This is a genomic window from Saccharopolyspora rectivirgula DSM 43747 (genome assembly GCF_000497205.1).
Taxonomy (GTDB): domain Bacteria; phylum Actinomycetota; class Actinomycetes; order Mycobacteriales; family Pseudonocardiaceae; genus Saccharopolyspora; species Saccharopolyspora rectivirgula.
This window is the reverse complement of the sequence record NZ_AYJW01000043.1, coordinates 1-24,863: the sequence shown is the minus strand read 5'-3', so window position 1 is coordinate 24,863 and position 24,863 is coordinate 1. Positions and strand designations below refer to the sequence as shown.

The 24,863-nt window shown below is 69.0% G+C and carries 20 protein-coding genes and 1 tRNA gene; 10 read left to right on the top strand and 11 right to left on the bottom strand.

The annotated features are described in order from the left end of the window. Positions 1-4: 4 nt before the first annotated feature. From SREC43747_RS0112885 to SREC43747_RS0112870, 4 genes are all read right to left on the bottom strand, one after another. Complete coding sequence (locus tag SREC43747_RS0112885) at positions 5-445, bottom strand: roadblock/LC7 domain-containing protein (RefSeq protein WP_029721680.1); 441 nt, start codon at positions 443-445, stop codon at positions 5-7. A 42-nt stretch (positions 446-487) separates the two neighbouring features. Then, the gene (locus tag SREC43747_RS0112880; protein ID WP_081722572.1) at positions 488-3,325 is read right to left on the bottom strand and encodes a sensor histidine kinase; all 2,838 of its coding nucleotides are present in this window, start codon (positions 3,323-3,325) and stop codon (positions 488-490) included. 884 nt (positions 3,326-4,209) lie between these two features. After that, positions 4,210-4,944: a zf-HC2 domain-containing protein gene (locus SREC43747_RS0112875; RefSeq protein ID WP_029721678.1), complete on the bottom strand. Its 735-nt coding sequence runs from the start codon at positions 4,942-4,944 to the stop codon at positions 4,210-4,212. A 51-nt stretch (positions 4,945-4,995) separates the two neighbouring features. Next, on the bottom strand, positions 4,996-5,565 hold the full coding sequence (locus tag SREC43747_RS0112870) for a sigma-70 family RNA polymerase sigma factor (protein WP_029721677.1): 570 nt from the start codon (positions 5,563-5,565) through the stop codon (positions 4,996-4,998). A gap of 177 nt (positions 5,566-5,742) precedes the next feature. On the opposite strand from SREC43747_RS0112870, the gene SREC43747_RS0112865 reads away from it, so the two are divergent. Beyond that, on the top strand, positions 5,743-7,998 hold the full coding sequence (locus tag SREC43747_RS0112865; RefSeq protein WP_029721676.1) for a heavy metal translocating P-type ATPase: 2,256 nt from the start codon (positions 5,743-5,745) through the stop codon (positions 7,996-7,998). Positions 7,999-8,088: 90 nt separating this feature from the next. Here SREC43747_RS0112865 and SREC43747_RS0112860 read toward each other — a convergent pair whose 3' ends face one another. The 4 genes from SREC43747_RS0112860 to SREC43747_RS0112845 form a co-directional block, all read right to left on the bottom strand. Then, positions 8,089-8,676: a DUF5134 domain-containing protein gene (locus SREC43747_RS0112860; RefSeq protein WP_051387998.1), complete on the bottom strand. Its 588-nt coding sequence runs from the start codon at positions 8,674-8,676 to the stop codon at positions 8,089-8,091. A gap of 1 nt (position 8,677) precedes the next feature. Beyond that, positions 8,678-10,018 (bottom strand): PepSY-associated TM helix domain-containing protein, encoded by a 1,341-nt coding sequence (locus SREC43747_RS0112855; RefSeq protein ID WP_029721673.1) that lies wholly within the window; start codon positions 10,016-10,018, stop codon positions 8,678-8,680. A 110-nt stretch (positions 10,019-10,128) separates the two neighbouring features. After that, positions 10,129-10,893 (bottom strand): aldo/keto reductase, encoded by a 765-nt coding sequence (locus SREC43747_RS0112850; protein ID WP_029721672.1) that lies wholly within the window; start codon positions 10,891-10,893, stop codon positions 10,129-10,131. Between the two features lie 147 nt (positions 10,894-11,040). Next, a tRNA-Arg gene (locus SREC43747_RS0112845) sits at positions 11,041-11,113 on the bottom strand. Between the two features lie 213 nt (positions 11,114-11,326). On the opposite strand from SREC43747_RS0112845, the gene SREC43747_RS0112840 reads away from it, so the two are divergent. Continuing rightward, positions 11,327-12,247 carry a cation diffusion facilitator family transporter gene (locus tag SREC43747_RS0112840; RefSeq protein WP_029721671.1) on the top strand — a complete coding sequence of 307 codons (921 nt, stop codon included), beginning with the start codon at positions 11,327-11,329 and terminating at the stop codon, positions 12,245-12,247. A 75-nt stretch (positions 12,248-12,322) separates the two neighbouring features. Here the strand turns inward: SREC43747_RS0112840 and SREC43747_RS0112835 are convergent, their stop codons facing one another. Further along, a complete protein-coding gene (locus SREC43747_RS0112835) occupies positions 12,323-12,997 on the bottom strand; it encodes a DUF305 domain-containing protein (RefSeq protein ID WP_051387997.1) in 675 nt (224 codons plus the stop codon). Continuing rightward, positions 12,994-13,782 carry a thioredoxin-like domain-containing protein gene (locus tag SREC43747_RS0112830; protein WP_029721669.1) on the bottom strand — a complete coding sequence of 263 codons (789 nt, stop codon included), beginning with the start codon at positions 13,780-13,782 and terminating at the stop codon, positions 12,994-12,996. The genes SREC43747_RS0112835 and SREC43747_RS0112830 overlap by 4 nt, the downstream gene beginning before the upstream one ends. A gap of 208 nt (positions 13,783-13,990) precedes the next feature. Between SREC43747_RS0112830 and argS the strand changes: the two genes are divergently transcribed. From argS to rho, 6 genes are all read left to right on the top strand, one after another. After that, complete coding sequence (gene argS, locus SREC43747_RS0112825) at positions 13,991-15,652, top strand: arginine--tRNA ligase (protein WP_029721667.1); 1,662 nt, start codon at positions 13,991-13,993, stop codon at positions 15,650-15,652. A gap of 46 nt (positions 15,653-15,698) precedes the next feature. After that, positions 15,699-17,117 carry a diaminopimelate decarboxylase gene (gene lysA, locus SREC43747_RS0112820; protein ID WP_029721666.1) on the top strand — a complete coding sequence of 473 codons (1,419 nt, stop codon included), beginning with the start codon at positions 15,699-15,701 and terminating at the stop codon, positions 17,115-17,117. Further along, positions 17,118-18,422, top strand: a complete 1,305-nt coding sequence (locus SREC43747_RS0112815) for a homoserine dehydrogenase (protein WP_029721665.1) — start codon at positions 17,118-17,120, stop codon at positions 18,420-18,422. It abuts the gene before it with no gap. Further along, positions 18,419-19,504, top strand: coding sequence for a threonine synthase (gene thrC / locus SREC43747_RS0112810; RefSeq protein ID WP_029721664.1), 1,086 nt, complete (start codon positions 18,419-18,421; stop codon positions 19,502-19,504). The genes SREC43747_RS0112815 and thrC overlap by 4 nt, the downstream gene beginning before the upstream one ends. Continuing rightward, the gene (gene thrB / locus SREC43747_RS0112805) at positions 19,501-20,412 is read left to right on the top strand and encodes a homoserine kinase (protein ID WP_029721663.1); all 912 of its coding nucleotides are present in this window, start codon (positions 19,501-19,503) and stop codon (positions 20,410-20,412) included. Before thrC ends, thrB begins: the two co-directional genes overlap by 4 nt. Before the next feature lie 898 nt (positions 20,413-21,310). Beyond that, positions 21,311-23,032 carry a transcription termination factor Rho gene (gene rho, locus SREC43747_RS0112800; protein WP_201768699.1) on the top strand — a complete coding sequence of 574 codons (1,722 nt, stop codon included), beginning with the start codon at positions 21,311-21,313 and terminating at the stop codon, positions 23,030-23,032. 65 nt (positions 23,033-23,097) lie between these two features. On the opposite strand, the gene SREC43747_RS0112795 is transcribed toward rho, so the two are convergent. Further along, entirely contained in the window at positions 23,098-23,490 is a 393-nt protein-coding gene (locus SREC43747_RS0112795; RefSeq protein WP_029721661.1) for a hypothetical protein, read from the bottom strand. 251 nt (positions 23,491-23,741) lie between these two features. On the opposite strand from SREC43747_RS0112795, the gene rpmE reads away from it, so the two are divergent. Beyond that, positions 23,742-23,972, top strand: coding sequence for a 50S ribosomal protein L31 (gene rpmE / locus SREC43747_RS0112790; RefSeq protein WP_029721660.1), 231 nt, complete (start codon positions 23,742-23,744; stop codon positions 23,970-23,972). Positions 23,973-24,065: 93 nt separating this feature from the next. Beyond that, a partial coding sequence (locus SREC43747_RS0112785; RefSeq protein ID WP_029721658.1) for a PCRF domain-containing protein occupies positions 24,066-24,863 on the top strand: 798 nt, incomplete at its 3' end.

Sequence of the window (24,863 nt, the reverse complement as noted above, 5' to 3'; positions counted from 1 at the left end):
GGTCTCACACTGTCTGCGGGGCCATCAGGCGGTTGGTTCCTTGGAGTTGGGACCGGAGTTCTGGAGTCAGGATCTGGCCGACCCGCTCGACGAGCAGGGCCATCTCGTAGGCGACGAGTCCCATGTCGCACTGCGGCGACGCGAGAACGGTGAGGCAGGAACCGTCGCTGATCGCCATTTGCAGCATGATGCCGCGTTCCATCTCCACCACGGTTTCGGTCACCGGGCCACCCTCGAAGCAGCGCGCAGCGCCCTGGGTGAGGCTCAGCAACCCGGAAGCCACGGCGGCGAGCTGGTCCGCCCGGTCGCTCGGGAGCCTGGCGGATGCGGTCAGCAGCAAGCCGTCAGCGGAAACGACCACGGCGTGGGCGACCCCGGGAACGCGTTCGGTGAAGTCGGTGATCAGCCAGCTGAATTGACTCGGCCCGTTCGATGAGTTGTTCATGTCGTCTCCTGTCTCACTGGTGGGAATGGGGCTCATCGGTCCTCACTTGTGACTGGACGAGTGCTTGCTGTCGCGCAGACCGCGCTGCAGTCCGGTCATCCGGCCACGCACCTCGTCGGCGTCCCGCGGCGGCACGGCAGCGTTGCCCTTCGGCTCCGGCTGGTGCTCGGGCGTCCGGGGCGTTCGCCTGGGCAGACCGGCGGCGGTGTGTTCGGACGCTGCAGGCTCGTCCTTGCCCTGGGTCGGCGAGCTGTTCTGCTCGCCCTGGCCGTTCTGGGAGAGCTTGGATTCGTGTCGGCCCCGTCGGACCCCTTGCCGGAAGCTGGCCAACCGGCTGCTGGACGCTCTCGCGTTGCGCACCGTGTGATCGGGAGCTCCGTGCGAGTTCTCCTCCGGCATCGCCGGCAGCAGGTTCCTCTGCGGTGTGCGGAGCGGCAGCCCGGCTTGGGTGAACTTGGCAGGTTGCTGCGCAGCGAGCTCATCGACCTTGCGCTGGGCCTGGTCAGTGGCGAAGTCCCAAGCGGGGTCGTCCGGGGTCTCGGCGGAAGAGGGGCCATCTCCTGGTGTGGCAGTCCCTTCGGGGGAGTCTTCCGGTGGAGTGCTGGGGCACCGCACGGCGATTTGCGCTTGGGCGGGGTTGGTCTCCTGTTCGGTGACGAACCACGCGGAGAGGTCGGTGCCACCGGTTGGTTCTGCCTCCGGAGCCCCCTGTTGGTCGAGGCTGGCGCCGTTGGTCACCTGGTGGCCGTTGCGCGGTTCGGCAGCAGCGGCTTCGGGCTGCTTGCCCAGCTGGAAGCCGTTGCGCGGCTTCGGAATGTCCTCCGGTGCTTCCCAACCGAAACGAGCTTGCTCGTACGCGGCACCGTCGGAGGCCACGGTCTGCGCCGCCAGGTGGTGCACGGTTGGGACTTCGGCGTCCGCGAGCAGCGAGGAATCCACGGTCACGGTGGTGCGCACACCGATGTTCTGCGGGCCCGGGTGCAGCCGGACCTTGATCCCGTGCCGGTTCGCGAGCCTGCTGACGACGAACAGTCCCATTCGACGGGAGGTGGCGGAGTCGAGCTCGCCGTCGGCGGTGAGTCGTTCGTTGACGGCGGCGAGCTGTTCGGGGCTCATCCCGATGCCGCGGTCGGTGATGGTGAGGACGAGGTCGTTGTCGTCGTTGCGGTGTCCGGTGACGGTGACCTCGGTGTCCGGGGAGGAGAAGTTGGCCGCGTTGTCGATCAGCTCGGCCAGCAGCCGAACCATGTCGTTGGCCACGTAGCTGACGACTTTGGTGTTGGGCAGGGGCTGCACGATCACCCGCGGGTAGTGCTCGATCTCGGAGATCGCGGCGCGGACCAGGTCGGCTGGGGAAGTGGATTGGGTGAGCCGCCGGCTGATCTCCGCGCCGGAGATCACCATCAAGTTCTCGTTGTTGCGGCGCATCCGGGTGGACAGGTGGTCCAACCGGAAGAGGGTGGCCAGCTGTTCGGGGTCCTCTTCGTCCCGCTCCAGTTGCTCGAACAGCTGCAGCTGGCGTTCGAGCAGGCTTTGGCTGCGGCGGGAGATGTTGATGAAGGAGTCGTGGTAGGTGCGCCGCAGTTGGGCTTGTTCGGTCGCCAGGTTGAGCGCCTGGGTGTTCACCGCGTCGAAGGCGCGGGCGACGTCCCCGATCTCGTCGCGGGTGTCCACCGGGACGCGGTCGACGGAGATGCGCTGGCTGTTCCCGTTCCTGATCTGCTCGACCGCTTTGGGGAGCTGGCGCTGCGCGGCGTCCAGGGCGCTGCGCTGCAGAGTGGCCAGCGATTGCACCAGCTGCCGGCAGACCACGGCGACGAGAGCCGCCGCTGTGAGGAGGGCGGCGAGCAGGAGGACGGTGTGGATCACCGCCATGCGCACGGATGCGGCTTTCAGCGAGGTCGCCGCCTGCTCCAGGGTGGTGTTGAGCTGTTGCTTGATCCCGGCGAGTTCGTCCAGCGTCGAGCGGGACTGGTTCTTCCACGTCTGCGTCGACACCGGCGGGGTGGCGGGCTGCCCGGGCCCTCCGCTCATCATGGCCAGTTGGACCGTGGTCTCTCGGGCGAGGAACTCGGGGTCGGCGTACAGCTGGTCGTACTCCTGGCGCTGCTGGGGGCTGGCGGCGGCGCGGAACTCCTGCACCGCGGTGGTGCGCCGGGCTTCGCTGCCGGCGAGCAGGGCCAGGTGCTCGTTGCTGAACTGGTTCTGGGACAGCCCGACGGAGATGAGGGCTTCTTGCAGGTGGATCTCTTCGTTGATCTTGGACAGTTCGTGGGCCGCGGTGGCCGCGGACACCACCGAGGACGAGGAGATCTGGCTGATCATGGCTCGGTCCAGGGCGAGCAGGTAGCTGATCGCCCTGGTGTAGGTGGTGATGACGGCATCGGGATCGGCCTGGTCGCTGCGGACTGCCTGGCGGGCTTTGGGGAGTTCGGCGAGCTGCTGCTCGGCTTCGGTGCGGGCGAACTGGAGTTCTCGGCCGGTGGCGGCGGTGAGCTGGTTCTTGACCACGGCGATGCTCTGGTCGGTTTTGGTGAGCTGGGCTTCGAGCTGCCGGTGGTCGTTTTGGCCTGGGAGGAGGCTTTCCACCGCGAGGCCGCGTTCGGTCTGCAAGTGGCTGATCGCGGACTGCACGGACCGGGTGGCTTCCACGACCTGCTCCATCGCGCGGTACTCCCGGCCGTGGTGCAGGTGCTCGACTATCTGCAGGGTGCCGATGATGACGGTGAACAGCACTGGGGCGAGGGCTACCGCGGCGAGTTTGACCGGTAGTTTCCAATCCCGCCAGTGGATTACGCGTTGGGCGAGCTGGGACATGCCGCGCGACCACTTGGACGCCCAGGGCGTGGTCGCGGGCGAGTGCTCGGGTCCGCTGCTCACGACGCAGTCCTTTCCCGTGCGGGCAGTCTGGGCCGCACAGTGCTTTTGTTGCGGTCAGTCCGGTTCTGTCAATTGGCGTGCGCGGCACCTCAGCGCGGCGGCGGAGTTCTGCTTTTTTCGAATGCTCCGGCTCGTGCTGAGTGGTTTTCCGGCCGTTGGTCAAAGCAGCCTATAGCACTCTAACGAGCATTATTCCTTATCAAAAAGGTTGCTCTGACCTGGGAAATCGGTGGAAAACAAGATCATTTTAAGGGGTGTTGCACAGCTGGGATCGGTTAGCGAATACAGGAAGTGTTCATTGTCCGGGTTGAATGGGATGCTTTTGTCGCCCAAAGGGTGGTTCGCTGTGAATAAAGGTGATTTCGGTGAGGGGCAGAGGGGGATTGCCGGCTGGTCGAGTTCCCAAGGGTGTGATCAGCGAAGAAAGGCCTTGTATGGGCGGTTCCAACGAGATCGTAGATCATTTGGAGCAGAATCTGATCACGTTCTGTATACGCGGACTGGATGCAAAATTCATAAGAACGTGTGTTGCGTTAATGCAAATCTCCACTTCGCGGAGACTTGCAGATAGAATTCTGCGCCATTTCAAGGAGCGAATGAATAAAGTTTGAATCGATTTGCGCGTTGGTTGTCGTTCTTCCCGCTTTATCGGGAGTTTGGGAAACCGCTCTGCGTTGCGTCAGAGCTGCGAACGGCGACTCCGCACGACCGGAAGAACTCCGCGTCGCAACGACTCCATTCCGAATGCCGTTCGGATTTTCTTCGGGGCTGGTTCGCTGCGCAGAGCCCACCGCCGGGCAGCCGTCCTCGAGACCCGTGGAGCTGGGCAAGGGAACTTTTCTCCCGACAGCAGCAGAAAAGTTCCCTTGCTCCACACCCGGGGCTCATCCGGTGCGGCGCAGCGCGGTGGGGCCCAAATGCCTACCTTCCGCCAAGCGGTCCGGAGTTCCGTCGAACTGGACGTCCTCGGTGGCCGAAGTGGACTCCTCGGGAACTTCGGCGCTGCCCGGTCCGGAACGCCAGCGGGACACGTCCCGGTGCACGATCAGGAGCACCACCAGGCCGGCCACCAGCGGACTGTGCGAGAGGACCCGGCTGAGCGGCACACCCCCGTGGAGGAGGTCGTGGACGCTGAAACCGGCCAACACCGCGACGAAGGCGCTCAACACCGGCAACAACCCGGAACAAGCGCTCACCCGCCACGCCGTCCACAACATGCCCAGCCCCATCGCCAGGTTCCACGCGGTGCTCTCGTTGAACAGGTGCCCGGCGAAGGAAGCTGCGGTGTGCTCGTCGTGGACGGTCAACCCCAGGCCGAGGAGCTGAGCGGTCCCCAACGCGATCTGCAGCACCGCGACGCAGGCGAGTAGGATCCGCGGCCAGCGCCGCAGCAACCGGTCCCGCAGCGGTGCGGCAGCGGCCAGCACCTCCTCGGTCACATCCGGTACCGGCTCCACCGGCCGCACCCGCATGCTCCGGGTGAGCTCCGCGGCGCGTTTCTCCCACGCCTGGCAGGCGGGGCACTCCGCGAGATGGCCCGCCAGCTGTTCGTCGGAAACGGGCGCGGCCTCACCGTCCAGCTTCGCTGACAGCGCCTCGCGGCACACATAGCATTCCACGTCCATGATGTCGGTTCGAGCGGCAGAAGAGTTCCACCGGAACCAGAAAAATCAACCGGTTCCTTCGCTGCTCTGCGACTCGAGGCTGAGCAACTGCTCCCGGGCCCGGGCCACCCGGGACCGGATGGTGCCCACCGCGCAGCCGCACACCTCCGCAGCTTCCTGATAGGACAGTCCGAAGACCTGGGTGAGCAGCAGGGCTTCTCGCCGTTGCGGATCCAGCTTGTCCAGCAGCAGGTTCAATTCGACGATGCTCTCGTAGCGGGGCGCGTGGTTGCGCGCCTGTTCCCGGTCGCAAGCCGCGGACCAGTCCGCCGCGGTGTCGGTGCGGGGGCGGGAGCACTCGTAGCGGATGTGGTCGACCACGACCCGCCGGGCGATCGACAGCAGCCAGGTGCGGGCGGAGGAGAAACCGGAGAACCGGCGGATGCTCTTCAGCGCCCGCAAGTACGTTTCCTGGGCCAGGTCGTCGGCGTGCCGGATGCCGGCGAGGTGGGCGACGAACCGCCACACGTCGCGCTGCGTGCCGCGGACGAACGCCTCCAGCGCGCGACGGTCACCGGAACCCGCTGCCAGGGCCAATTCGGTAAGCCGAGTGTCCTCAGCCGCGGAGCCGCTCATAGCCCGGCAGGCTAGCCGCTGGGTGCTCCACCGCCGAGATCAAGGTTGCCGAGTGTGCTCACCGACACACGATTCGCGGTGGTGCGCTGGGAACTTCCCGCTCTGCGGCACCGACTACCCGAACGGCCGGTGCAAGCCGGCGCATTGGCAGGTCCCCGGTTCGAGAGGTTTTCGCAGGTGTCCGTGAAGTCGCCCCCGGCACCCGGTGCTGCGGTGCGCCAGGTCGAGCTTTCCGTGACCGGCATGACGTGCGCGGCGTGTTCGTCCAGAGTGGAGCGCAAGTTGAACAGGCTCGCCGGGGTGGAGGCCACGGTGAACCTGGCGTCCGGGCGGGCCACGATCACCGCTGATCCGCAGGTCAGCGACGAGCAGCTGGTGGAGGCGGTGGAGAAGGCCGGCTACCAGGCCGAGGTGCTCACCGGCCAGGAGGACACCGCGGACACCGGTGAGCAGGTCAACGCGCTGTGGCGGCGCATGGTGGTGGCGGTGGCGCTGTTCGTGCCGATCTGCGACCTGTCGCTGCTGTTCATGGCTTTCCCCCAAGCCCGGTTCCCGGGCTGGCAGTGGCTGCTGCTCGCCCTGGCGGCCCCCGTGGTGGGGTGGGCGGCTTGGCCGCTGCACCGGGCGGCGCTGGTGAACGCCCGGCACGGCACGTCGTCGATGGACACCCTGGTGTCGATCGGGGTCACGGCGGCCACCGGCTGGTCGCTGTACGCCATGTTCTTCCAGGCGGACGCGGCGCCGGGGGTGGCCGGTTGGCAGCTGCTGCTCCGCCCGGAAGGGGCGATCTACCTGGAGGTCGCGGCCGGGGTGACGGCTTTCGTGCTGGCCGGCCGCTACGTGGAGGCGAAGGCCAACCGGTCGGCGGGTGCCGCGCTGCGCGAGCTGGCCGCGCTCGGCGCGACCGCGGTGACGGTGGTGTCCGAGGGCGGCGAGCAGCGGCAGGTCCCGGTGTCGCAGCTGCGGGTGGGGCAGCGGTTCCTGGTGCGGGCCGGGGAGAGCATCGGCGCGGACGGCACGGTGGTGGAGGGCCGGGCCGCGGTGGACTGCAGCGCCATGACCGGGGAGTCGGTGCCCGCTGAGATCGGGGTGTCCGACGAGGTCACCGGCGGCACCGTGGTGCTCAGCGGCTGGCTTCTGGTGGAGGCCGTGCGGGTCGGCCGGGACACCCGGTTGGCGGCGATGGTGCGGCTGGTGGAGCAGGCCCAGACCGGGAAAGCCGCGGTGCAGCGGTTGGCCGACCGCATTTCGGCGTTCTTCGTGCCCGGTGTGCTGGTGGTGGCGCTGGGGACGTTCGGCTGCTGGCTGGCCTTCGGGGGCACCGGGCAGCAGGCGTTCACCGCGGCGCTGGCGGTCCTGGTGATCGCTTGCCCGTGCGCGCTCGGGTTGGCCACGCCGACCGCGTTGATGGTGGCCGCCGGGGTGGCCGCCAGGTTGGGGATCTTCCTCAAGGGCTATTCGGCTCTGGAGTCCACTCGCGACATCGACACGGTGGTGCTGGACAAGACGGGGACGGTCACCGAGGGCCGGATGAGCGTGGCCGGGATCGTCTGCGCCGGTGGTTTCGACCGCGCCACCGTGCTGCGGTTGGCGGGCGCGGTGGAAGCGGTTTCCGAGCACGCGGTGGCCGCTGCGATCAGCGACTGCGCGCGGGCGGAGGTGGGTCCGCTGCCGCCGGTCGAGGAGTTCACCGGGACTCCCGGGCTGGGGGTCAGCGGTGTCGTCGAGGGGCGCGAGGTGGTGGTCGGCAGCCCGAAGCTGATCGCCGAGCGCGGGTTGAGCGTGCCGGTCGAGTTGGCGGAGAACCAGCGGGAGCAGCAGGAGCAGGGCAACCCGACCGTGCTGGTGGCGGTGGATCGGCGTGTCGTCGCGGTCCTCGCGCTGGCCGACCAGGTGAAGCCGACCGCTGCCCGGGCGGTCGCCGAGCTGCACCGGTTGGGGCTGCGGACGGTGCTGCTGACCGGGGACAACACCGCCACCGCGAACCGGGTGGCCGAGCAGCTCGGGATCACCGAGGTGCTCGCCGAGGTGCTGCCGGAGGAGAAGGCCGCGGTGGTGCGCCGGTTGCAGGCGGAGGGGCGCGTGGTGGCGTTCGCCGGGGACGGGGTGAACGACGCTCCCGCGTTGGCCAGCGCGGACCTGGGGATGGCGGTCGGATCAGGCGCGCACGTGGCGGCCGACGCCGCGGACCTGATCCTGGTGCGCGACGAGTTGACGGTGGTGCCGGACGCGATCCGGTTGGCGCGGTCCACCCTGCGCACGATCCGCGGGAACCTGGTGTGGGCGTTCGGCTACAACTTGGCCGCGGTTCCGCTGGCCGCCCTGGGGTTGCTGAACCCGCTACTGGCCGGTGGCGCAATGGCGCTGTCGTCGCTGTTCGTGGTGAGCAACAGCCAGCGGCTGCGGCGGTTCTCCGGTGCGCGGGCCGGGTGAGAGGCGCTCCGGAACGCTTGGCAGCGGTGCTTCCCGGGGGTGACCACGGCCCCGCGGGGAGGCCGTGGTCGAGCACCGGTCCACGCGGGCCTAGGGGAGCAGCATGGTCAGCAGCAGCATTCCCATGCTGAGGGCCATCGCCCCGTGACAGGCGGGCACGGCGATGCTGCCCACCCGGATCACGGGGACGCTGCGCGCGGTGTCGACGGCGGAGGCGATCCAGCGCAGCGAGGACGCGATCAGCAGCAGACCGAGGCCCGCGGTCAGCACCGCAGCGGACACCGGGATGGTGCTGGTGGGTGCGGCGGATCCGTGGTGCGCGGCGGCGTGGGCGGGCGAGTGCGGCAGCACCGCCATGGCCGCCACCATCCACAGCATCGCGCCCATCATCACCGCGTGGTGCAGGTGCTCGGCCCGCTTCGAGCGGGAGCCGGCGAGCACGCACTGGGCGGCGAACCACAGGGTGGCCGCGGTGAACCCCACCAGTTGGGGCAGCATCGGCAGGCTCGGCCACGACCACAGCATGAGCAGCATCAGCACGCTCATGCAGAGGTGGGCGGCGCAGTTGACCCGCTCCGCCGGCGCGGTGCCGCGGCGCAGCACGAGCTTGGCGAACCAGAGCGCGCTGGCGGTGAACACCGCGGTGGAGGTGCAGCTCAACAGCAGGGAATCGGTCATGTCAGCCTCCCGTGGTCAGCTGGGCGCGGCGGCGGTGCAGCCAGCCGAGGACACCGTCGATGGCGAGGAAGAGCAGCAGCGACACCCCGAACACGGGGAGCGCGTGGGCGATCAGCACGGCGGCTGCGATGACCGGGGCGAGCACGCGGCCGGGGACTCGGCGCCAGGTGCCGCGCGCGGGCGGTCGGCCGAGCCCGCCCGGACGCCGCTGCCACCACATCCGGTAGCCCCAGAAGATGAGCAGCAGCAGCGCGATGCCCAGGGCGGCGAGCAGGAGCTGGTTGGGCAGCCCGAACAGCAGCCCCATGTGCGCGTCAATGCCCCAGCGGGTGAGCTTGGCCATCAGGGGGTAGTCGGCGAAGCGCAGGGTTTCGGTGATCTCGCCGGTGGCGGGGTCGACGGCGATCGCGTCCTGCTTGGTGGGCCAGGAGCGCTGCACCTGTTGCACCTGGTAGGCGCTGCCGTCTTCGGGCGGGGTGATTTCCACCGGCCCGCTCAGCCCGTGTTCGAGGGCGATCTGGTGGACGCGGTCGATCCCGATGTCGGCGGTGCTGCGGTGGGGGAGTTCGGTGTTCACCGTCGGGGTTTCCCAGTTGAGGGCGGCGCGCAGCGCGGAGATGTTCTGGCCGGCGTAGAGCGACCAGCTCAGTCCGGTGGCGGAGAGGAACAGCAGTCCGATCGCCGCCCACAGGCCGAGGGCGCCGTGCCAGGACAGGGTCCTGCGGCGGCCGCGGTCGCGGAGCTTCGGCAGCAGCAGGCTGCGGCGGTCGGGGCGGCGCCGGCTCAGCCACAGCACGAGCCCGCCGAGCACGATCACCCACAGCCAGCTGGCGGCCAGTTCGCTGTAGATGCGGCCCGGTTCGCCGAGGAGCAGCTGCCGGTGCAGGTTGTCGATCCAGGCGCGCATCGGCAGGGCTTGGCTGCTGCCGTAGGTGTGCAGGATGCCGCGGATCTCGGCGGTGTGCGGGTCGATGAAGACGGTGCGGTAGTGGCTTTCCGGGAGGTCCGGGGCTTCGAAGATGACTTGGGTGGTGTCGGTGGGGGTGGGGGCTGGTCGCACGGCGCGCAGTTCGGTGCCGGGCATGGCGGCTCGGGCGGTGGCGACCTGGTCGCTCAGCGGTTGGGTGACCGCGGCGGGTGGCACGTGCAGCTGCTCCTCGTAGAGCAGCTGCTCCAGTTGGGGGGTGAAGACGTACAGCAGCCCGGTGAGGGTGGCCACCACGAGGAAGGGGGCGACGAGGACGCCGGCGTAGAAGTGGAGGCGCAGGAGTAGCGGTCGGAGCTGGCGCCACCCGGGGTCGGCTGGTGCTGTGCGGTTGGTGCCGGGCTCGTCGGTGTTCATGTTCCCGTCCCGTTGATGCTGTTGATCCGGTCGATCAACGGGTCGGAAACGGTGTCCGGTCGGTTCCGGTGCGTGGTGTTCTCTTGATCACTCCCCGACCGGGGTGCTGGTCAGGCGCCGATGCGGTCCAGTTCGTCCGCGCTGAGGGTGAGCTGGGTGGCGGCGAAGTTCTCGGCGATCCGCTCCGGGTTGCTGGAGCGGGGGATGGTGATGATGCCGCGCTGCAGGTGCCAGGCGAGGACGACCTGCGCGGGGGTGCGCCCGTGGGCGTCGGCGATCTCCTGGATGGCTCGTTCTTGCAGGACGCCGCCGCGGGCCAGTGGGGCCCACGCTTGGGTGGCGATGTTCTTCTCGCGGTGGTGGGCGCGTTCTTCGGTGCGGGGCTTTCCGGGGTTGAGCTCGATCTGGTTGACCGCCGGTGGGGTGTCGGCGTGCTGCAGCAGTTCGTCCAGCTGGGCGGGGGTGAAGTTGGAGACTCCGATGGCCCGGACTTCGCCGTCGGCGTAGAGCTCCTCCAGGGCCCGCCAGGTTTCGGCGTGCAGGCCGAGCTGGGGCTGCGGCCAGTGGATGAGGTAGAGGTCGATGGTCTCCAGGCCGAGGCGTTCTTTGCTGGCGTGGAAGGCGTCCAGCGCGGGCTGGTAGCCGTGGTGGTCGTTCCACACCTTGGTGGTGACGAACAGTTCGTCGCGGGGAATGCCGCTGTCGGCGATCGCCCGGCCGACCTCGCGTTCGTTCCCGTACATCTCGGCGGTGTCGAGGAGCCGGTATCCGGTGGCCAGCGCGGTGGAGATGGCTTCGTAGCCGACTTTGTAGGTGCCGAAGCCGAGCTGCGGTATGACGACGCCGTTGTTGAGCTGCACGGTGGGGACGGACATGGTGTTGTTTCCTCGACGGGGATTGGTCGGGTCCAGTCAATCACGCTCCGGCGGGGTTCGCCGCCGGGTGATCGGAGTGAGGAGCGGGGGAAGTGGTTCGGCGATGCAAAAACCCCGAAGCCGTTGGACGACTTCGGGGTTCCGGTGCGCCCTCGGCAGGACTCGAACCTGCGACACCTGCCTCCGGAGGGCAGTGCTCTATCCGCTGAGCTACGAGGGCTTGTTCTCGCGCTGACGTTGGTCAGCTTAGCGCATCGGGAGCGGCGGTTCGCACTCGGGGGTGGGTTTGGGCACGGGTACTCCTGGACAGCTGGGGCGGCAAGGGGGATTTCCGCTGAACAGAGGACATGAAGCGGTCCTCCGCTACGGCGGAAGAACTATTGCAATCATGCGCATCTAACTATATACCTGGGCCGGAGAGAGGAGGCGCAGCATGAGTCACGGCCACGGCCACGGCCACGGTGCGGTGGGCGCGGTGAGCGCATCCGGGCGATACCGGCACAGGTTGATCGCCGCCTTCGCGATCCTGCTGGCTTTCTTCCTGCTCGAAGCGGTCGTCGGGATCGCCACCTCGTCCCTCGCGCTGCTCTCCGACGCCGGCCACATGCTCACCGACGTGCTCGGCGTGGGAATGGCGCTGGCCGCGATCACCGCCGCCCGGCGCCCCGCCGGCAGCAGCCGCACCTTCGGCCTGTACCGGATGGAAGTGCTGGCCGCGCTGGCCAACGCCGCGCTGCTCTTCGGCGTCGCCGGCTACATCTTCGTGGAAGCGGTCCAGCGGTTCCAGCACCCCGCGGAAGTGCCCGGGCTGCCGATGATGGCCACCGCCGCGGCCGGGCTGGTCGCCAACCTCGCGGTGTTCGCGCTCCTGCGCGAAGGATCACGGGAAAGCCTCAACCTCCGCGGGGCCTACCTGGAAGTGCTGGCGGACACCATCGGCTCCGCCGGCGTGCTGGTGGGGGGTGCGCTGACCCTGGCGTTCGGCTGGGCCTGGGTGGATCCGCTGGTGGCCGTGGGAGTCGCGCTGTTCGTGCTGCCGCGCACCTGGAAACTCGCCCGGCAAGCACTGCGCATCCTCGTGCAACAAGCCCCCGAGCAGATCGACGTCCGCCAACTGCGGGCCGAACTGGCCGCCCTGCCGTCGGTCACCGACGTGCACGACCTGCACGTGTGGACGCTCACCTCCGGCATGGAAGTGGCCTCGGCGCACCTGACCACCGGTCCGGACGCCGACAGCGGCGGAGTGCTGATCGCCGCCCAACGACTCCTCGCCGAGAGGTACCGGATCGAACACGCGACCCTGCAGGTCGAACCCGCCGAATGCGCCCGCAAGTGCCGCGAACTCACCTGGTGAAACGAAGAAGGGAACTTTTCCGCCCGGTTCGGCGGAAAAGTTCCCTTCCTTCGTGAAGCGGACGTGCGGTGCGGCTCAGCTGGGCAGCGGCTGAGCGTTGCGGTTGGCCAACATGGCGCGCATGAGTTCGCTCTCGGTGCCCTGCGACTTGAGCATGTTGTCGGCGAGCTGCCGCACCGCGGGCAGGGAAGCGTGCTGCGCGGCGTACTCGGCCATGCCCGCGCCGCCCTCGTGGTGCCGCAGCATCAGCTGCAGGAAGTAGACGTCGAACTCCGGCCCGCGCAGCGACTCCAGCTTCTCCAGCTCCTCGGTGGTGGCCATCCCCGGCATCAGGGCCCCCGATCCGTGCCCGTGCCCCATCCCACCGTGGTGGCCGTCGTGGTGCTGGGCGCCCTGCATCCACTGCATCGAGTTGTCGGGGGCCTGCGCCGGTTCGTTCCACAGGCTCAACCAACCCTGCATCCGGCCGATCTGGTCGCGCTGGTTGGTCTCGATGTCGAACGCCAGCTGGCGGATCTCCTTGGCGGAGGCGTGCTCCCGCGCCAAGGTCGCCATCGTCACCGCCTGGTGGTGGTGCGTCGACATGTCCTGGGCGAACCCCACGTCCACCGCGCTCGGCCGAGGCTCGCCGCCCTCCTGCCCGGAGGGCATGGCGAGGAACATGCCGCCGGCCGCACCGATCAGCAGCAGCGCCACCCCGAGCGCCACGGCCGCGACGACCCGAACCGGTTTCGCGCGCAGCTGGCTCACGGCCGCCCCATCTCGCCGGTCGCCGGGGAGCTGCCCTCACCGCTCATCGGCACCGCGTCCGGTCCCGGCGGGGTGGGGTCGAACTTCGGCGGGTCGTTCTTGTCGAACATGTTCGGGACGGTCTGGCAGGCGCCACCGATCTCCGGGTAGACGCCGTGGTTGTTCAACCGCAGCGCGGTGATGAACTGGTCGATGCGCTCGTCGTTCGGGTCGTCGACCTTCAGCTGGTGGCCCCACGACTGCAGCGAGATCGGGCTGTCCAGCCCCGGGTAGGGCGACATCATGGTGTACGGCTTGCCCTCGACCCGAGCCTTGAGCCGCTCCAGGCCGGCTTCGTCGACCTCGTCCGGGTTGTAGGCGATCCACACCGCGCCGTGCTCCAGCGAGTGCACCATGTTCTCGTTGCGCACCGGCTCGTCGTAGACCACGCCCATGCAGTCGGCCCAGATGCCGTCGTGCGGCCCGCCGAACGGCGGCGCCTGGTCGTAGGCGACCCGCTGGTCGGGACGGACGTGCAGCTGCCCCGGGTAGTCGACGATCTTGACCCCGGGGATGGTCTTCGACGGGTCGGGGTTCTCCGGCGACGGTTTGAAAGCAGCGGTGGCCTTCTCCGCGGCTGCCTGCGCTTCCCGGACTGCCCGCTGGTCGGACCACAAGCTGTACGCGTAACCGAAAACGCTGACAGCGAACACCAGCACAACGGTGACGGCGCCGATCAGCAACCAGGGGATGGAGCGCTGCTCGACCACAGCGCCGCGGGCTGCTTTCTTCTTCTTGCTGGCCATGGGTAATTCCGGACCTCGTCTCGCCTACGACTTCGATCCGCCAGTCTAGAGACGGCGGAGGGCAGGTGGGCAAACATCGAAAACCGGGCCGCCGCGGGGCGCTCCCGCTGCCCGACGTGTTCGCCCGGGTGCGCACTGTAGTCACTGCTCCGGCTACTCGGCGAACCCGTTGGCTGAACAGCCAAGACGCACCCCTAAACTGCATAGGGTGACTCCCGCCGCGCTTGCAGAATTGGTTCGCAACACAGCCGTTGAAACCCTTGCCGCGAAAGGCCTGGACACTTCGGTCCTGCCGGAGACGGTGAAGGTGGAGCGTCCCCGCAATCCCGAGCACGGGGACTATGCGACCAACCTCGCCATGCAGGTCGCCAAGAAGGTCGGGGTCGCGCCGCGCGATCTCGCCGGCTGGTTGGCCGAGGCGCTGGCGGCCAGCGATGCGATCGCCTCGGCCGAGGTGGCCGGGCCGGGCTTCCTGAACCTGCGACTGGCCGCGGACGCCCAGGGGCAGATCGTGCGCGAGGTGCTCACCCGCGGCTCCGAGTACGGGCGTGGAGACCTGTACCAGGGGGTCCGGATCAACCTGGAGTTCGTCTCGGCGAACCCGACCGGCCCCATCCACCTCGGCGGCACCCGCTGGGCCGCCGTGGGCGACGCGCTGGGCCGGTTGCTGAGCGCCCAGGGCGCGGAGGTGACCCGCGAGTACTACTTCAACGACGCCGGCGCCCAGATCGACCGGTTCGTGCGCTCGATGATCGCCGCCGCCAAGGGCGAGCCGATCCCGGAGGACGGCTACGGGGGCGCCTACGTCAAGGAGATCGCCGACAAGGTGGTGCAGGCGAACCCGGACGTGCTGAGCCGGCCGGAGCAGGAGCAGCACGAGACGTTCCGCCGGGACGGCGTGGGCTTGATGTTCGAGGAGATCAAGCAGAGCCTGCACGAGTTCGGCACCGATTTCGACGTGTTCTTCCACGAGGACTCGCTGCACACCTCCGGTGCGGTGACCGAGGTGGTGGAGCAGCTGAAGAAGTCCGGGTACGTCTACTTCGCCGACGGCGCCTGGTGGCTGCGGTCCAGCGAGTTCGACGACGACAAGGACCGGGTGGTGCTCAAGAGCGATGGCCGGCCCGCCTACATCGCCGGTGACATCGCTTACCTGCGGGACAAGCTGCGCCGCGGTTTCCAGCTGTGCATCTACATGCTGGGCGCCGACCACCACGGCTACATCTCCCGGTTGAAGGACGCTGCCGCGGCGCTGGGCAACGACCCGGACGTGGTCGAGGTCCTGATCGGACAGATGGTTAACCTGGTCCGCGACGGCAAGCCGGTGCGGATGAGCAAACGCGCGGGCACCGTGGTGACCATCGAGGACCTGGTCGAGGCGGTCGGGGTGGACGCCGCCCGCTACTCGCTGCTCCGCTCCTCTGTGGATTCGGCAGTGGACATCGACCTGGACCTGATCAGCAAGCGGACGAACGAGAACCCGGTGTTCTACGTTCAGTACGCGCACGCCAGGCTGTCGTCGCTGCAGCGCAACGCCGCTTCCCTGGGGATCGACCGGGGATCGGTGGAAGACGCCGACCTGTCGCTGCTCACCCACGAACGGGAGGGCGACCTGATCCGCACCCTCGGCGAGTACCCGCGAGTGGTGCGTTCGGCGGCCCAGTTGCGGGAACCGCACCGGGTCGCGCGCTACCTGGAGGACCTGGCCAGCGCCTACCACAAGTTCTACGACGCCTGCCGGGTGCTGCAGCCCGGTGACGACCAGGCGAGCCCGCTGACGATCGCCCGGCTGCACCTGTGCGAGGCGACGCGGCAGGTGCTCGCCAACGGTCTCGGGCTGCTGGGTGTAAGCGCACCGGAACAGATGTGAAGACGAGAGTCCGCTCCTGGCGGGCTGGTTTGAAGGAGCCGTAGCCATGCGCGCCCATCCCGCCGGACCCCGGCATGCCGATGTTGTGCCGCCCGGCAACACCGCAGGCCCCGTCCCGGACGGTCCCGAGGAGCTGGACCGGCTGCACCCGGCGGTGTGGCCGCGGAACTGCGCCCGCGGGCAGGACGGGGTCGTCCGCGTCGCCGGGCTGGACGTCCGCGATCTCGCCGAGGAGTTCGGCACCCCGCTGTTCGTGCTGGACGAGGCCGATTTCCGCTCCCGCTGCCGGGAGTACGCCGAGGCGTTCGGCGACCCGGCCGCGGTGCACTACGCGGCGAAGGCGTTCTTGAGCGTCAAATTGGCGCAGTGGGTGGCCGAAGAGGGGCTGAGCCTGGACGTGTGCAGCGGCGGTGAGCTGTCCGTCGCGCTGCGGGCCGGGTTCCCGCCGGAGCGGATCGCCTTCCACGGCAACAACAAGTCGCTGGCCGAGCTGACCGCCGCGGTGCGGGCCGGGGTCGGCCTGATCGTGGTCGACTCGTTCTACGAGATCGCCCGCCTGGAAGACGTCGCCAAGGAGTTGGGGGCGCGGCAGAAGGTCCTGGTGCGGGTCACCGTCGGGGTGGAGGCGCACACGCACGAGTTCATCGCCACCGCCCACGAGGACCAGAAGTTCGGGTTCTCGCTGGCCAGCGGGGACGCCGCGGAGGCGGTGCGCCGCGTGGTGAAGGCCCCGTCGCTGGTGCTGGCCGGCCTGCACAGCCACATCGGTTCGCAGATCTTCCAGGTGGACGGGTTCGAGCTGGCCGCGCACCGGGTCGTCCAGCTGTTGGCGCAGCTGCGGCAGGAGCACGGGGCGGAAGCCCTCGCCGAGGCCTCCATTGTGGATTTGGGCGGTGGGCTCGGCATCGCCTACACCGCCCAGGACGACCCGCTGCCGCCGGCGGAGCTGGCCCGCCGGTTGCGGGAGATCGTGCAGCGCGAGGCCGAGGAGGCCGGGATCCCCCAGCCGCGGATCTCGGTGGAACCGGGCCGGGCCATCGTGGGGCCGGGGATGGTGACGCTCTACGAGGTCGGCACCATCAAGGACGTTTCGCTGGACGGGGGCGCCCAGCGCCGCTACATCAGCGTGGACGGCGGGATGAGCGACAACATCCGCACCCCGCTGTACGACGCGGTCTACGACAGTCGGCTGGTGTCCCGTCGCGCGGAAGGCGGCCCGGTCCTGTCCCGCATCGTGGGCAAACACTGTGAATCCGGTGACGTAGTGGTGCGAGACTGCTGGCTGCCGGAGGACATTGCTCCGGGAGACCTGCTCGCGGTGGCCGCCACCGGTGCGTACTGCTACTCGATGGCCAGCAACTACAACCGGTTGTTGCGCCCGGCGGTGGTGGCGGTCCGGGACGGTCAAGCGCGGTTGCTGCTGCGCAGGGAGACCGAGGACGACCTGCTCCGGCTGGAGGTGTGAGTGATCGAGGCTCGTGAACCGATCAGGGTCGCGTTATTGGGCTGCGGCACCGTCGGCAGTGAGGTGCTGCGGTTGTTGCAGAACCAGCCGGAGGACTTCGCGGCTCGAACCGGGGCCCCGGTGCAGGTGACCGGGGTGGCGGTGCGCCGGCCGGACAAGCACCCGGAGGTGCCCGAGCACCTGTTGACCACGGACGCGTCCGCGCTGGTGGACGGGGACGTCGACGTGGTGGTGGAGCTGATCGGCGGGATTGAGCCGGCCCGGTCGCTGCTGCTGCGCGCGCTCAAGTCCGGCAAGTCGGTGGTGACCGCGAACAAGGCGCTGTTGGCCGAGTACGGCTCGGAGCTGTACGCGGCGGCTGACGAGCACGGCGCGGACATCTACTTCGAGGCCGCGGTGGCGGGGGCGATCCCGCTGCTGCGCCCGCTGCGCGAGTCGCTGGCCGGGGACCGGATCAACCGGGTGATGGGCATCGTCAACGGGACGACGAACTACATCCTGTCGGCGATGGACAGCAGCGGCGCCGGTTACGCCGAGACGCTGGAGGAGGCCGGCCGGCTGGGGTACGCGGAAGCGGACCCGACCGCTGACGTCGACGGGTTCGACGCGGCGGCGAAGGCGGCGATCCTGGCTTCGCTGGCGTTCCACACCAGGGTGACGGCCAGCGACGTGTACCGGGAGGGGATCTCGGGGATCACGCCGGGGGTGTTCGCGGCGGCCCGGTCGCTGGACCGGACGGTGAAGCTGCTGGCCATCTGCGAACGGGTGGTCGACGAGGACGGTTCGGAGTCGGTGTCGGCCCGGGTGTACCCGGCGATGATCCCGCGCAGCCACCCGCTGGCCGGGGTGGGCGACGCGTTCAACGCGGTCTTCGTGGAGGCCGAGGCCGCCGGGCAGTTGATGTTCTACGGGCAGGGCGCCGGTGGTGCGCCGACCGCCAGCGCGGTGCTGGGGGACCTCGTCGCGGTCGCCCGCAACATCGTGGTCGCCGGCCGGGGCCCGCGGGAGTCGGCGTACGCCCAGCTGCCGGTGCGCCCGATCGGGGAGACCCCGACCCGCTACCACATCAGCATCGACGTCGAGGACAAACCCGGTGTGCTGTCGCAGGTCGCGGCCACGTTCAACGAGCACGGCGTGAGCATTTCGGTGGTGCGGCAGCAGGGGCGCGGTGCGGACGCCAACTTGGTGGTGGTCACCCACAGCGCCCCGGAGGCCGCATTGAGGTCCACCGTGGACAAGATCGCGCAGCTTCCGGTGGTGCGCGAAGTGGTCAGTGTGATGCGTGTGGAAGGTGAACCGTCGTGACGTTGAACCCCCAGGGCGCTCCGGTGCGCGCCGGGTGGCCCGGCCTGATCGCCGCTTACCAGGACCGGATCGAGGTCCCCGAGGGGGCGCGCGTGGTGACCTTGCACGAGGGCAACACGCCGCTGGTGGCCGCCCCGCACCTGTCGGAGCTGACCGGCAGCGAGGTGTACCTGAAGGTGGAGGGGGCCAACCCCACGGGCTCGTTCAAGGACCGCGGCATGACCGTGGCGATCACCCACGCCCTGGCCGCGGGGAGCCAAGCGGTGATCTGCGCGTCCACGGGCAACACGTCGGCGTCGGCGGCGGCGTACGCCACGCGGGCCGGGCTGATCTCTGCGGTGCTGGTCCCGGAGGGCAAGATCGCGCTGGGCAAGCTGGCCCAGGCGGTCGCGCACGGCGCGAAGATCCTGCAGGTGCAGGGCAACTTCGACGATTGCTTGGAGCTGGCCCGCAAGACCGCTGCCGAGCACCCGGTGACCCTGGTCAACTCGGTCAACCCGGTGCGGTTGGAGGGGCAGAAGACCGCGGCGTTCGAGATCTGCGACGTGCTCGGTCGCGCCCCGGACGTGCACTGCCTGCCGGTGGGCAACGCCGGGAACATCACGGCCTACTGGATGGGCTACCAGGAGTACGCCCGGGACGGCCTGATCGACCGGACGCCGCGCATGTTCGGTTTCCAGGCGGCGGGGGCTGCGCCGCTGGTGCACGGCCACCCGGTGGAGAAGCCGGAGACCGTGGCCACCGCCATCCGGGTGGGCAGCCCGGCGTCCTGGCAGAAGGCGGTGACCGCCAAGGAGGAGTCGAACGGCCTGTTTGCCGCGGTCACCGACGAGGAAATCCTGGCGGCGTACCGGCTGCTGGCTTCCCGCGAGGGCGTGTTCGTCGAGCCGGCTTCCGCGGCCAGCGTGGCCGGCCTGCTGGCCACGGCCGAGGACGGTCGCTTGCCGTCCGGTTCGGTGGTGGTGTGCACGGTGACCGGGCACGGGTTGAAGGACCCGGACACGGCGCTGTCCAGCATGACCGAGGTGGAGCCGCTGCCGGTGGACCCGCAAGCGGTGGCGAACGCGCTGGAGCTGGTGTGAGCGATCTTCCTCTTTCCGCGGTGCGGATCACCGTACCGGCTTCCACGGCCAACCTCGGCTCGGGGTTCGACACCCTGGGCATGGCGTTGTCCTGCTACGACCGGGTCGAGGTCGCGGTCGCCGACGGTGAGCCGGGGACCGCTTCGGTGTCGGTTTCCGGCGAGGGGGCCGGTCGGGTGCCGGAGGACGAGCGGCACCTGGTGGTGCGGGTCCTCCACAAGGCGTTGGCCGAGTTGGGGTTGCCCGCCCCGGCGTTGCGGTTGCGCTGCGAGAACACCATTCCGCACTCGCGGGGGATGGGGTCTTCGGCGGCTGCGATCGTCACCGGTGCGGCCGCGGCCTACGCGTTGGCCGGGCGGGACCTGCGGGACCCCGGGAACCTGGAGCAGCTGCTGCAGTTGACCGCGGACTGGGAAGGGCACGCGGACAACGTCGCGGCCAGCTTGTTCGGCGGGTTCGTCATCGCCTGGAACGAGGGCGGGCGGTTCAGCGCGGCCCGCATGCCGGTGCACCCGGACGTGCAGCCGGTGGTGCTGGTGCCGGAGACGGAGTCCGCCACGCACACCACGCGGGGGCTGCTGCCCGCCCAGGTGCCGCACGCCGATGCGGCGTTCGCCGCCAGCCGGGCGGCGTTGGCGGTGCACGCGTTCACCCGGGATCCGAGGCTGCTGCTGGCGGCCACCGAGGACCGGCTGCACCAGGACTACCGGGAGCCGGCTTGGCCGGAGACCCTCGCGCTGGTGCGCAAGCTGCGGGCGCAGGGGGTTCCGGCGGCGGTGTCCGGGGCCGGGCCCACCGTGCTCGCCTTGCCGGAGGGCGGTGCGCTGCCGGACGGGTTGGTGCCGGAAGGAGTCCGGGTGTTGCCCGCTCCTGTCGATCAGGACGGGGTGCGGGTGGAGCAGCCGTGATTGCTCCGGTTGGGCTGTTCGGCGGAACCCGCGGACGCTTGCGCCGGTGTTGAGTGGTACAAATGGAGATGTCGGGGCTGCAGCGAAGCCGCCGGCGAAATGATCTATGTGGGCGTACTAGCCCGGGGGTTGTTGCACCTGGATGACAGGGCGTCTACCCTCAAGGTCAATCAGTCACCGCGCACAGGTCGTCGGTGTCATGTCCGGGACGTGTTTCCCGGGACACATTCCCGCTGCAATTGACTCCGCTCGGTACGAGTGAAGATCAAACTGCGGGATTCCCTGGTCGCGGTGGCCGAGGCAGAAGTTGTCAACTCAATGCAGCTGCTCCGGAACCTCGGCTTCAGCGTCGCTGATATCGAACGGGGACCTCAGGTCCAGGGGAGGCCCCTCGACGTACTGCGGCGTCGGCCGATGAACCCGGGGCTTTCCGAGCGGATGTCCTGTTCGCGAACAGGGCGGGTCCGTTCGGGGCTCATTTGAGTGGGGGATTTCTGGAACGAGGCGGCAGCAGGGCGTGCATCGGCAAGTGTGGATCGGAGTAAATGCGTCGCACGTGAACCACGCGAGCCGGGTGTCTCCCACTGCCCGGTGCTGCTGGTTCCCCGAGCCATTACCGAAGTCGGTCGTCTCGCGTGCGCGTGTGGAATCCGACCGGCACAAGGGCTGGTAGCACACACCGGACGTCCGTTTTCAGCAAGACAAGCGGACGGGCAATCCGCTGGGCCACGTTGGAGACGTGGTCCGGTCAGGAAGGACATTCGTGAGCAACACCGAACTGTTGAGCAGCGAGGCAGCCAACGGCACCCCTTCGACTAGCCAGCAGGAACCCGAAAAGTCGACCGCTGGGGCAGCTGAGGCCAACGGCACCCCGCGTCGACGCGGTGGACTCTCTGGCATGGTTCTTGCCGAGCTGCGCCAACTCGCGGGGGAACTGGGGATCGATCCGACTGGCCTGCGCAAGGGTGACCTGATCGCGGCTATCAAGGAAAAACAAGGGGGCAGCACGTCTACGCGCTCTCGCTCCGCGAAGAAAACCCAGGCCAGCGCGGACAAGGCCGCCAGTGCCCAGCAGCCTGCCCTTGACGAGGCCGACTCCGAGACCAAGGATTCCGCGGCCAAGAGCGATGGCACCTCGGCGGAGTCGAACAACAACGGGACGGCCTCCGCCCGCAGTCGCAGCAGCCGCCGCCAGCAGGCCAGTGATTCCAGCGGCGAGGAGGACAACCGGCGCAGCAGCCGCCGCCGGCGGTCGTCCCGGGGCGGCAGCGGTCAGCAGGGTGGCTCCTCCGCCCAGCAGTCGGCTGACTCCAGCGGACAGGACGAACAGCAGCAACAGCAACAGCAGCAGCGTTCGCAGCGGGCTGAGGAGTCCTCCAACGGCGAGGAGGAAGGTGGCCGCCGTCGGGGTCGCCGGTTCCGCGACCGCCGGCGCAACCGGGGGCGCGGCGATGGCGGTGAGCCCGAGGTCCGCGAGGACGACGTGCTGCTGCCGGTGGCCGGCATCCTCGACGTGCTGGAGAACTACGCGTTCGTGCGGACTTCCGGTTATCTCGCCGGGCCGAACGACGTGTACGTGTCGCTGTCGCTGGTTCGCAAGTACGGGCTGCGCCGCGGTGACGCCATCAAGGGCATGATCCGCCAGCCGCGGGAAGGTGAGCAGCCGCGGCAGAAGTTCAACCCGCTGGTTCGGGTCGACTCGATCAACGGTTTGGACCCGGAGACGGCGAAGAACCGCCCGGAGTTCCACAAGCTGACGCCGCTGTACCCGAACGAGCGGTTGCGGCTGGAGACCGAGCCGAACCAGCTGACCGGTCGCATCATCGACCTGGTCATGCCGGTGGGCAAGGGCCAGCGCGCCCTGATCGTCTCCCCGCCGAAGGCCGGTAAGACGATGGTCCTGCAGGCGATCGCGAACGCGATCACCACCAACAACCCGGAGTGCCACCTGATGGTGGTGCTGGCCGACGAGCGCCCGGAAGAGGTCACCGACATGCAGCGGTCGGTGAAGGGCGAGGTGATCGCCTCCACCTTCGACCGTCCGCCGTCGGACCACACCACGGTCGCCGAGCTGTCCATCGAGCGGGCCAAGCGACTGGTGGAGATGGGCCACGACGTGGTCGTGCTGCTGGACTCGATCACCAGGCTCGGCCGCGCCTACAACTTGGCGGCGCCGGCGTCCGGGCGGATCCTGTCCGGTGGTGTCGACTCCACCGCGCTGTACCCGCCGAAGCGGTTCCTCGGCGCGGCCCGCAACATCGAGAACGGCGGCTCGCTGACGATCTTCGCCACCGCTCTGGTGGAAACCGGTTCCACCATGGACACCGTCATCTTCGAGGAGTTCAAGGGAACCGGTAACGCGGAGCTGAAGCTGGACCGCAAGCTGGCCGACAAGCGGCTGTTCCCCGCGGTCGATGTGGACGCCTCCAGCACGCGTCGCGAGGAGATCCTGCTGTCCCCGGACGAGCTGGCGGTCACCCACAAGCTGCGTCGGGTGCTGGCCGCGCTGGACAGCCAGCAGGCGCTCGAACTGCTGCAGGACCGGTTGCGCAAGACTTCGACCAACATCGAGTTCTTGATGCAGGTCGCCAAGGGCGCACCGGGCAAGGACGAGGACTGAGTTCCCGATGTGGGGCCGGGCTCGGGCGGTTCGTCCGGGCCCGGCCCTTTTCGTGCGGGCCCGCGCTACGCGCAGGCCGCGGTGTTCCGGTGGCCGCGCGTCAGCAGCACCCCCAGCAGGGCGGCGGCCACGGAGCCGACGGCCAGGCTGGTGGCCATCGAGAGCTGCACGGTGTCGGTGCACAGCGCGGTGGTGAACAGCACGACGGGGTAGCCGTAGCGGAGCAGCTGCCAGGGCTTGGCCAGTCGCCAGTCGACGTGCTGCCCGGTCAGCAGGGTGAGCGCCGCGGAGCCGCCGAGGAGCAGCTGGGCGGACAGCACCAGCTCGTGGTTGATCTCCTGGTGCTCGTGCCAGAGCAGGTCCAGGGCCGCGGCGACGCCCATGGCGCTGCCGAGGAACAGCAGCGGCAGCAGCGTCCAGGTCCACACGGTGAGCCGTCCAAAGAGCGGACAGAGCATGCTGTAGAGGATGCCCCGCGTTCGCGGTGCGCACGCACCGCCCGGTGGTCGTTGTTCGGTGGGCGGTATCGGATTTGCGCCAGGCGGTATTCGAAACTGCTTCGGAGCTGCCTGGAATAGCCGGGCGCGTTCCCCGCGTTGAGGTCGAGCAGCCCTGGTCTGGCAAAATGCCAGATTGGGTGCTGGCACCGGTTCACCCGTCGGCGGCAATGGCTGGCGGGACCCGGCGGCCGAGTAGAGAGGACAAGGCGTTGAAGAGTGGAATTCACCCCGAGTACGTGGTGACCGAGGTGGTCTGCAGCTGCGGCAACAGCTTCACCACCCGCAGCACCAAGACCAGCGGTCACATCACCGTCGAAGTTTGCTCCAACTGCCACCCGTTCTACACGGGCAAGCAGAAGATCCTGGACACGGGTGGCCGCGTGGCCCGGTTCGAGGCGCGCTACGGGCGTCGGCCGAAGGCCAACAGCAAGAAGAAGTAGCTGCTGCAACGGCGTCTGTCCTCGGGAGGGAAGTGCCCGGGGGCGGGCGCCGTTTCGCATGTTGCCCGTCCCCCGAAGTGAAGAGGATCGCCAGTGCAGACCACCAAGCTTGAAGAGCTGCTCGCCGAGTACGCCGATCTGGAGCAGCAGCTGGCGGATCCGAGCATTCACGCGGACCAGGCCAGGGCCCGCAAACTCGGTCGGCGCTACGCGGAACTGACCCCGGTGGTGCGCTGCGCTCGGGAACTGGAGCAGGTGCGGGCGGACCTGGCCACCGCGCGCGAGTTCGCCGCCGAGGACCCGGCTTTCGCGGAGGAGGCCGAGCGGCTCGAGCAGCAGATCCCGCACCTGGAGGAGCGGCTCACCGAGCTGCTGCTGCCGCGGGACCCGCACGACTCCTCCGACGTCGTGCTGGAGGTCAAGTCCGGTGAAGGAGGCGAGGAGTCCGCCCTGTTCGCCGCCGACCTGCTGCGGATGTACCTGCGCTACGCCGAGCGCAAGGGGTGGCGGGCGGAGGTGCTGGACGCCACCGAGTCGGACCTGGGCGGCTACAAGGACGCCACCGTGTCCATCAAGAGCAAGAGCGGGGACACCAGCCCCGACGGCGTGTGGGCGCGGATGAAGTTCGAAGGCGGTGTGCACCGGGTGCAGCGGGTCCCGGTGACCGAGTCCCAGGGGCGGGTGCACACCTCGGCGGCCGGCGTGCTGGTCTACCCGGAGCCGGAAGAGGTCGAGGTCGAAGTGGACGAGAAGGACCTGCGGATCGACGTCTACCGCTCTTCCGGGCCGGGCGGGCAGAGCGTGAACACCACCGACTCCGCGGTGCGCATCACCCACGTGCCGACCGGCGTGGTGGTGTCCTGCCAGAACGAGAAGTCGCAGCTGCAGAAC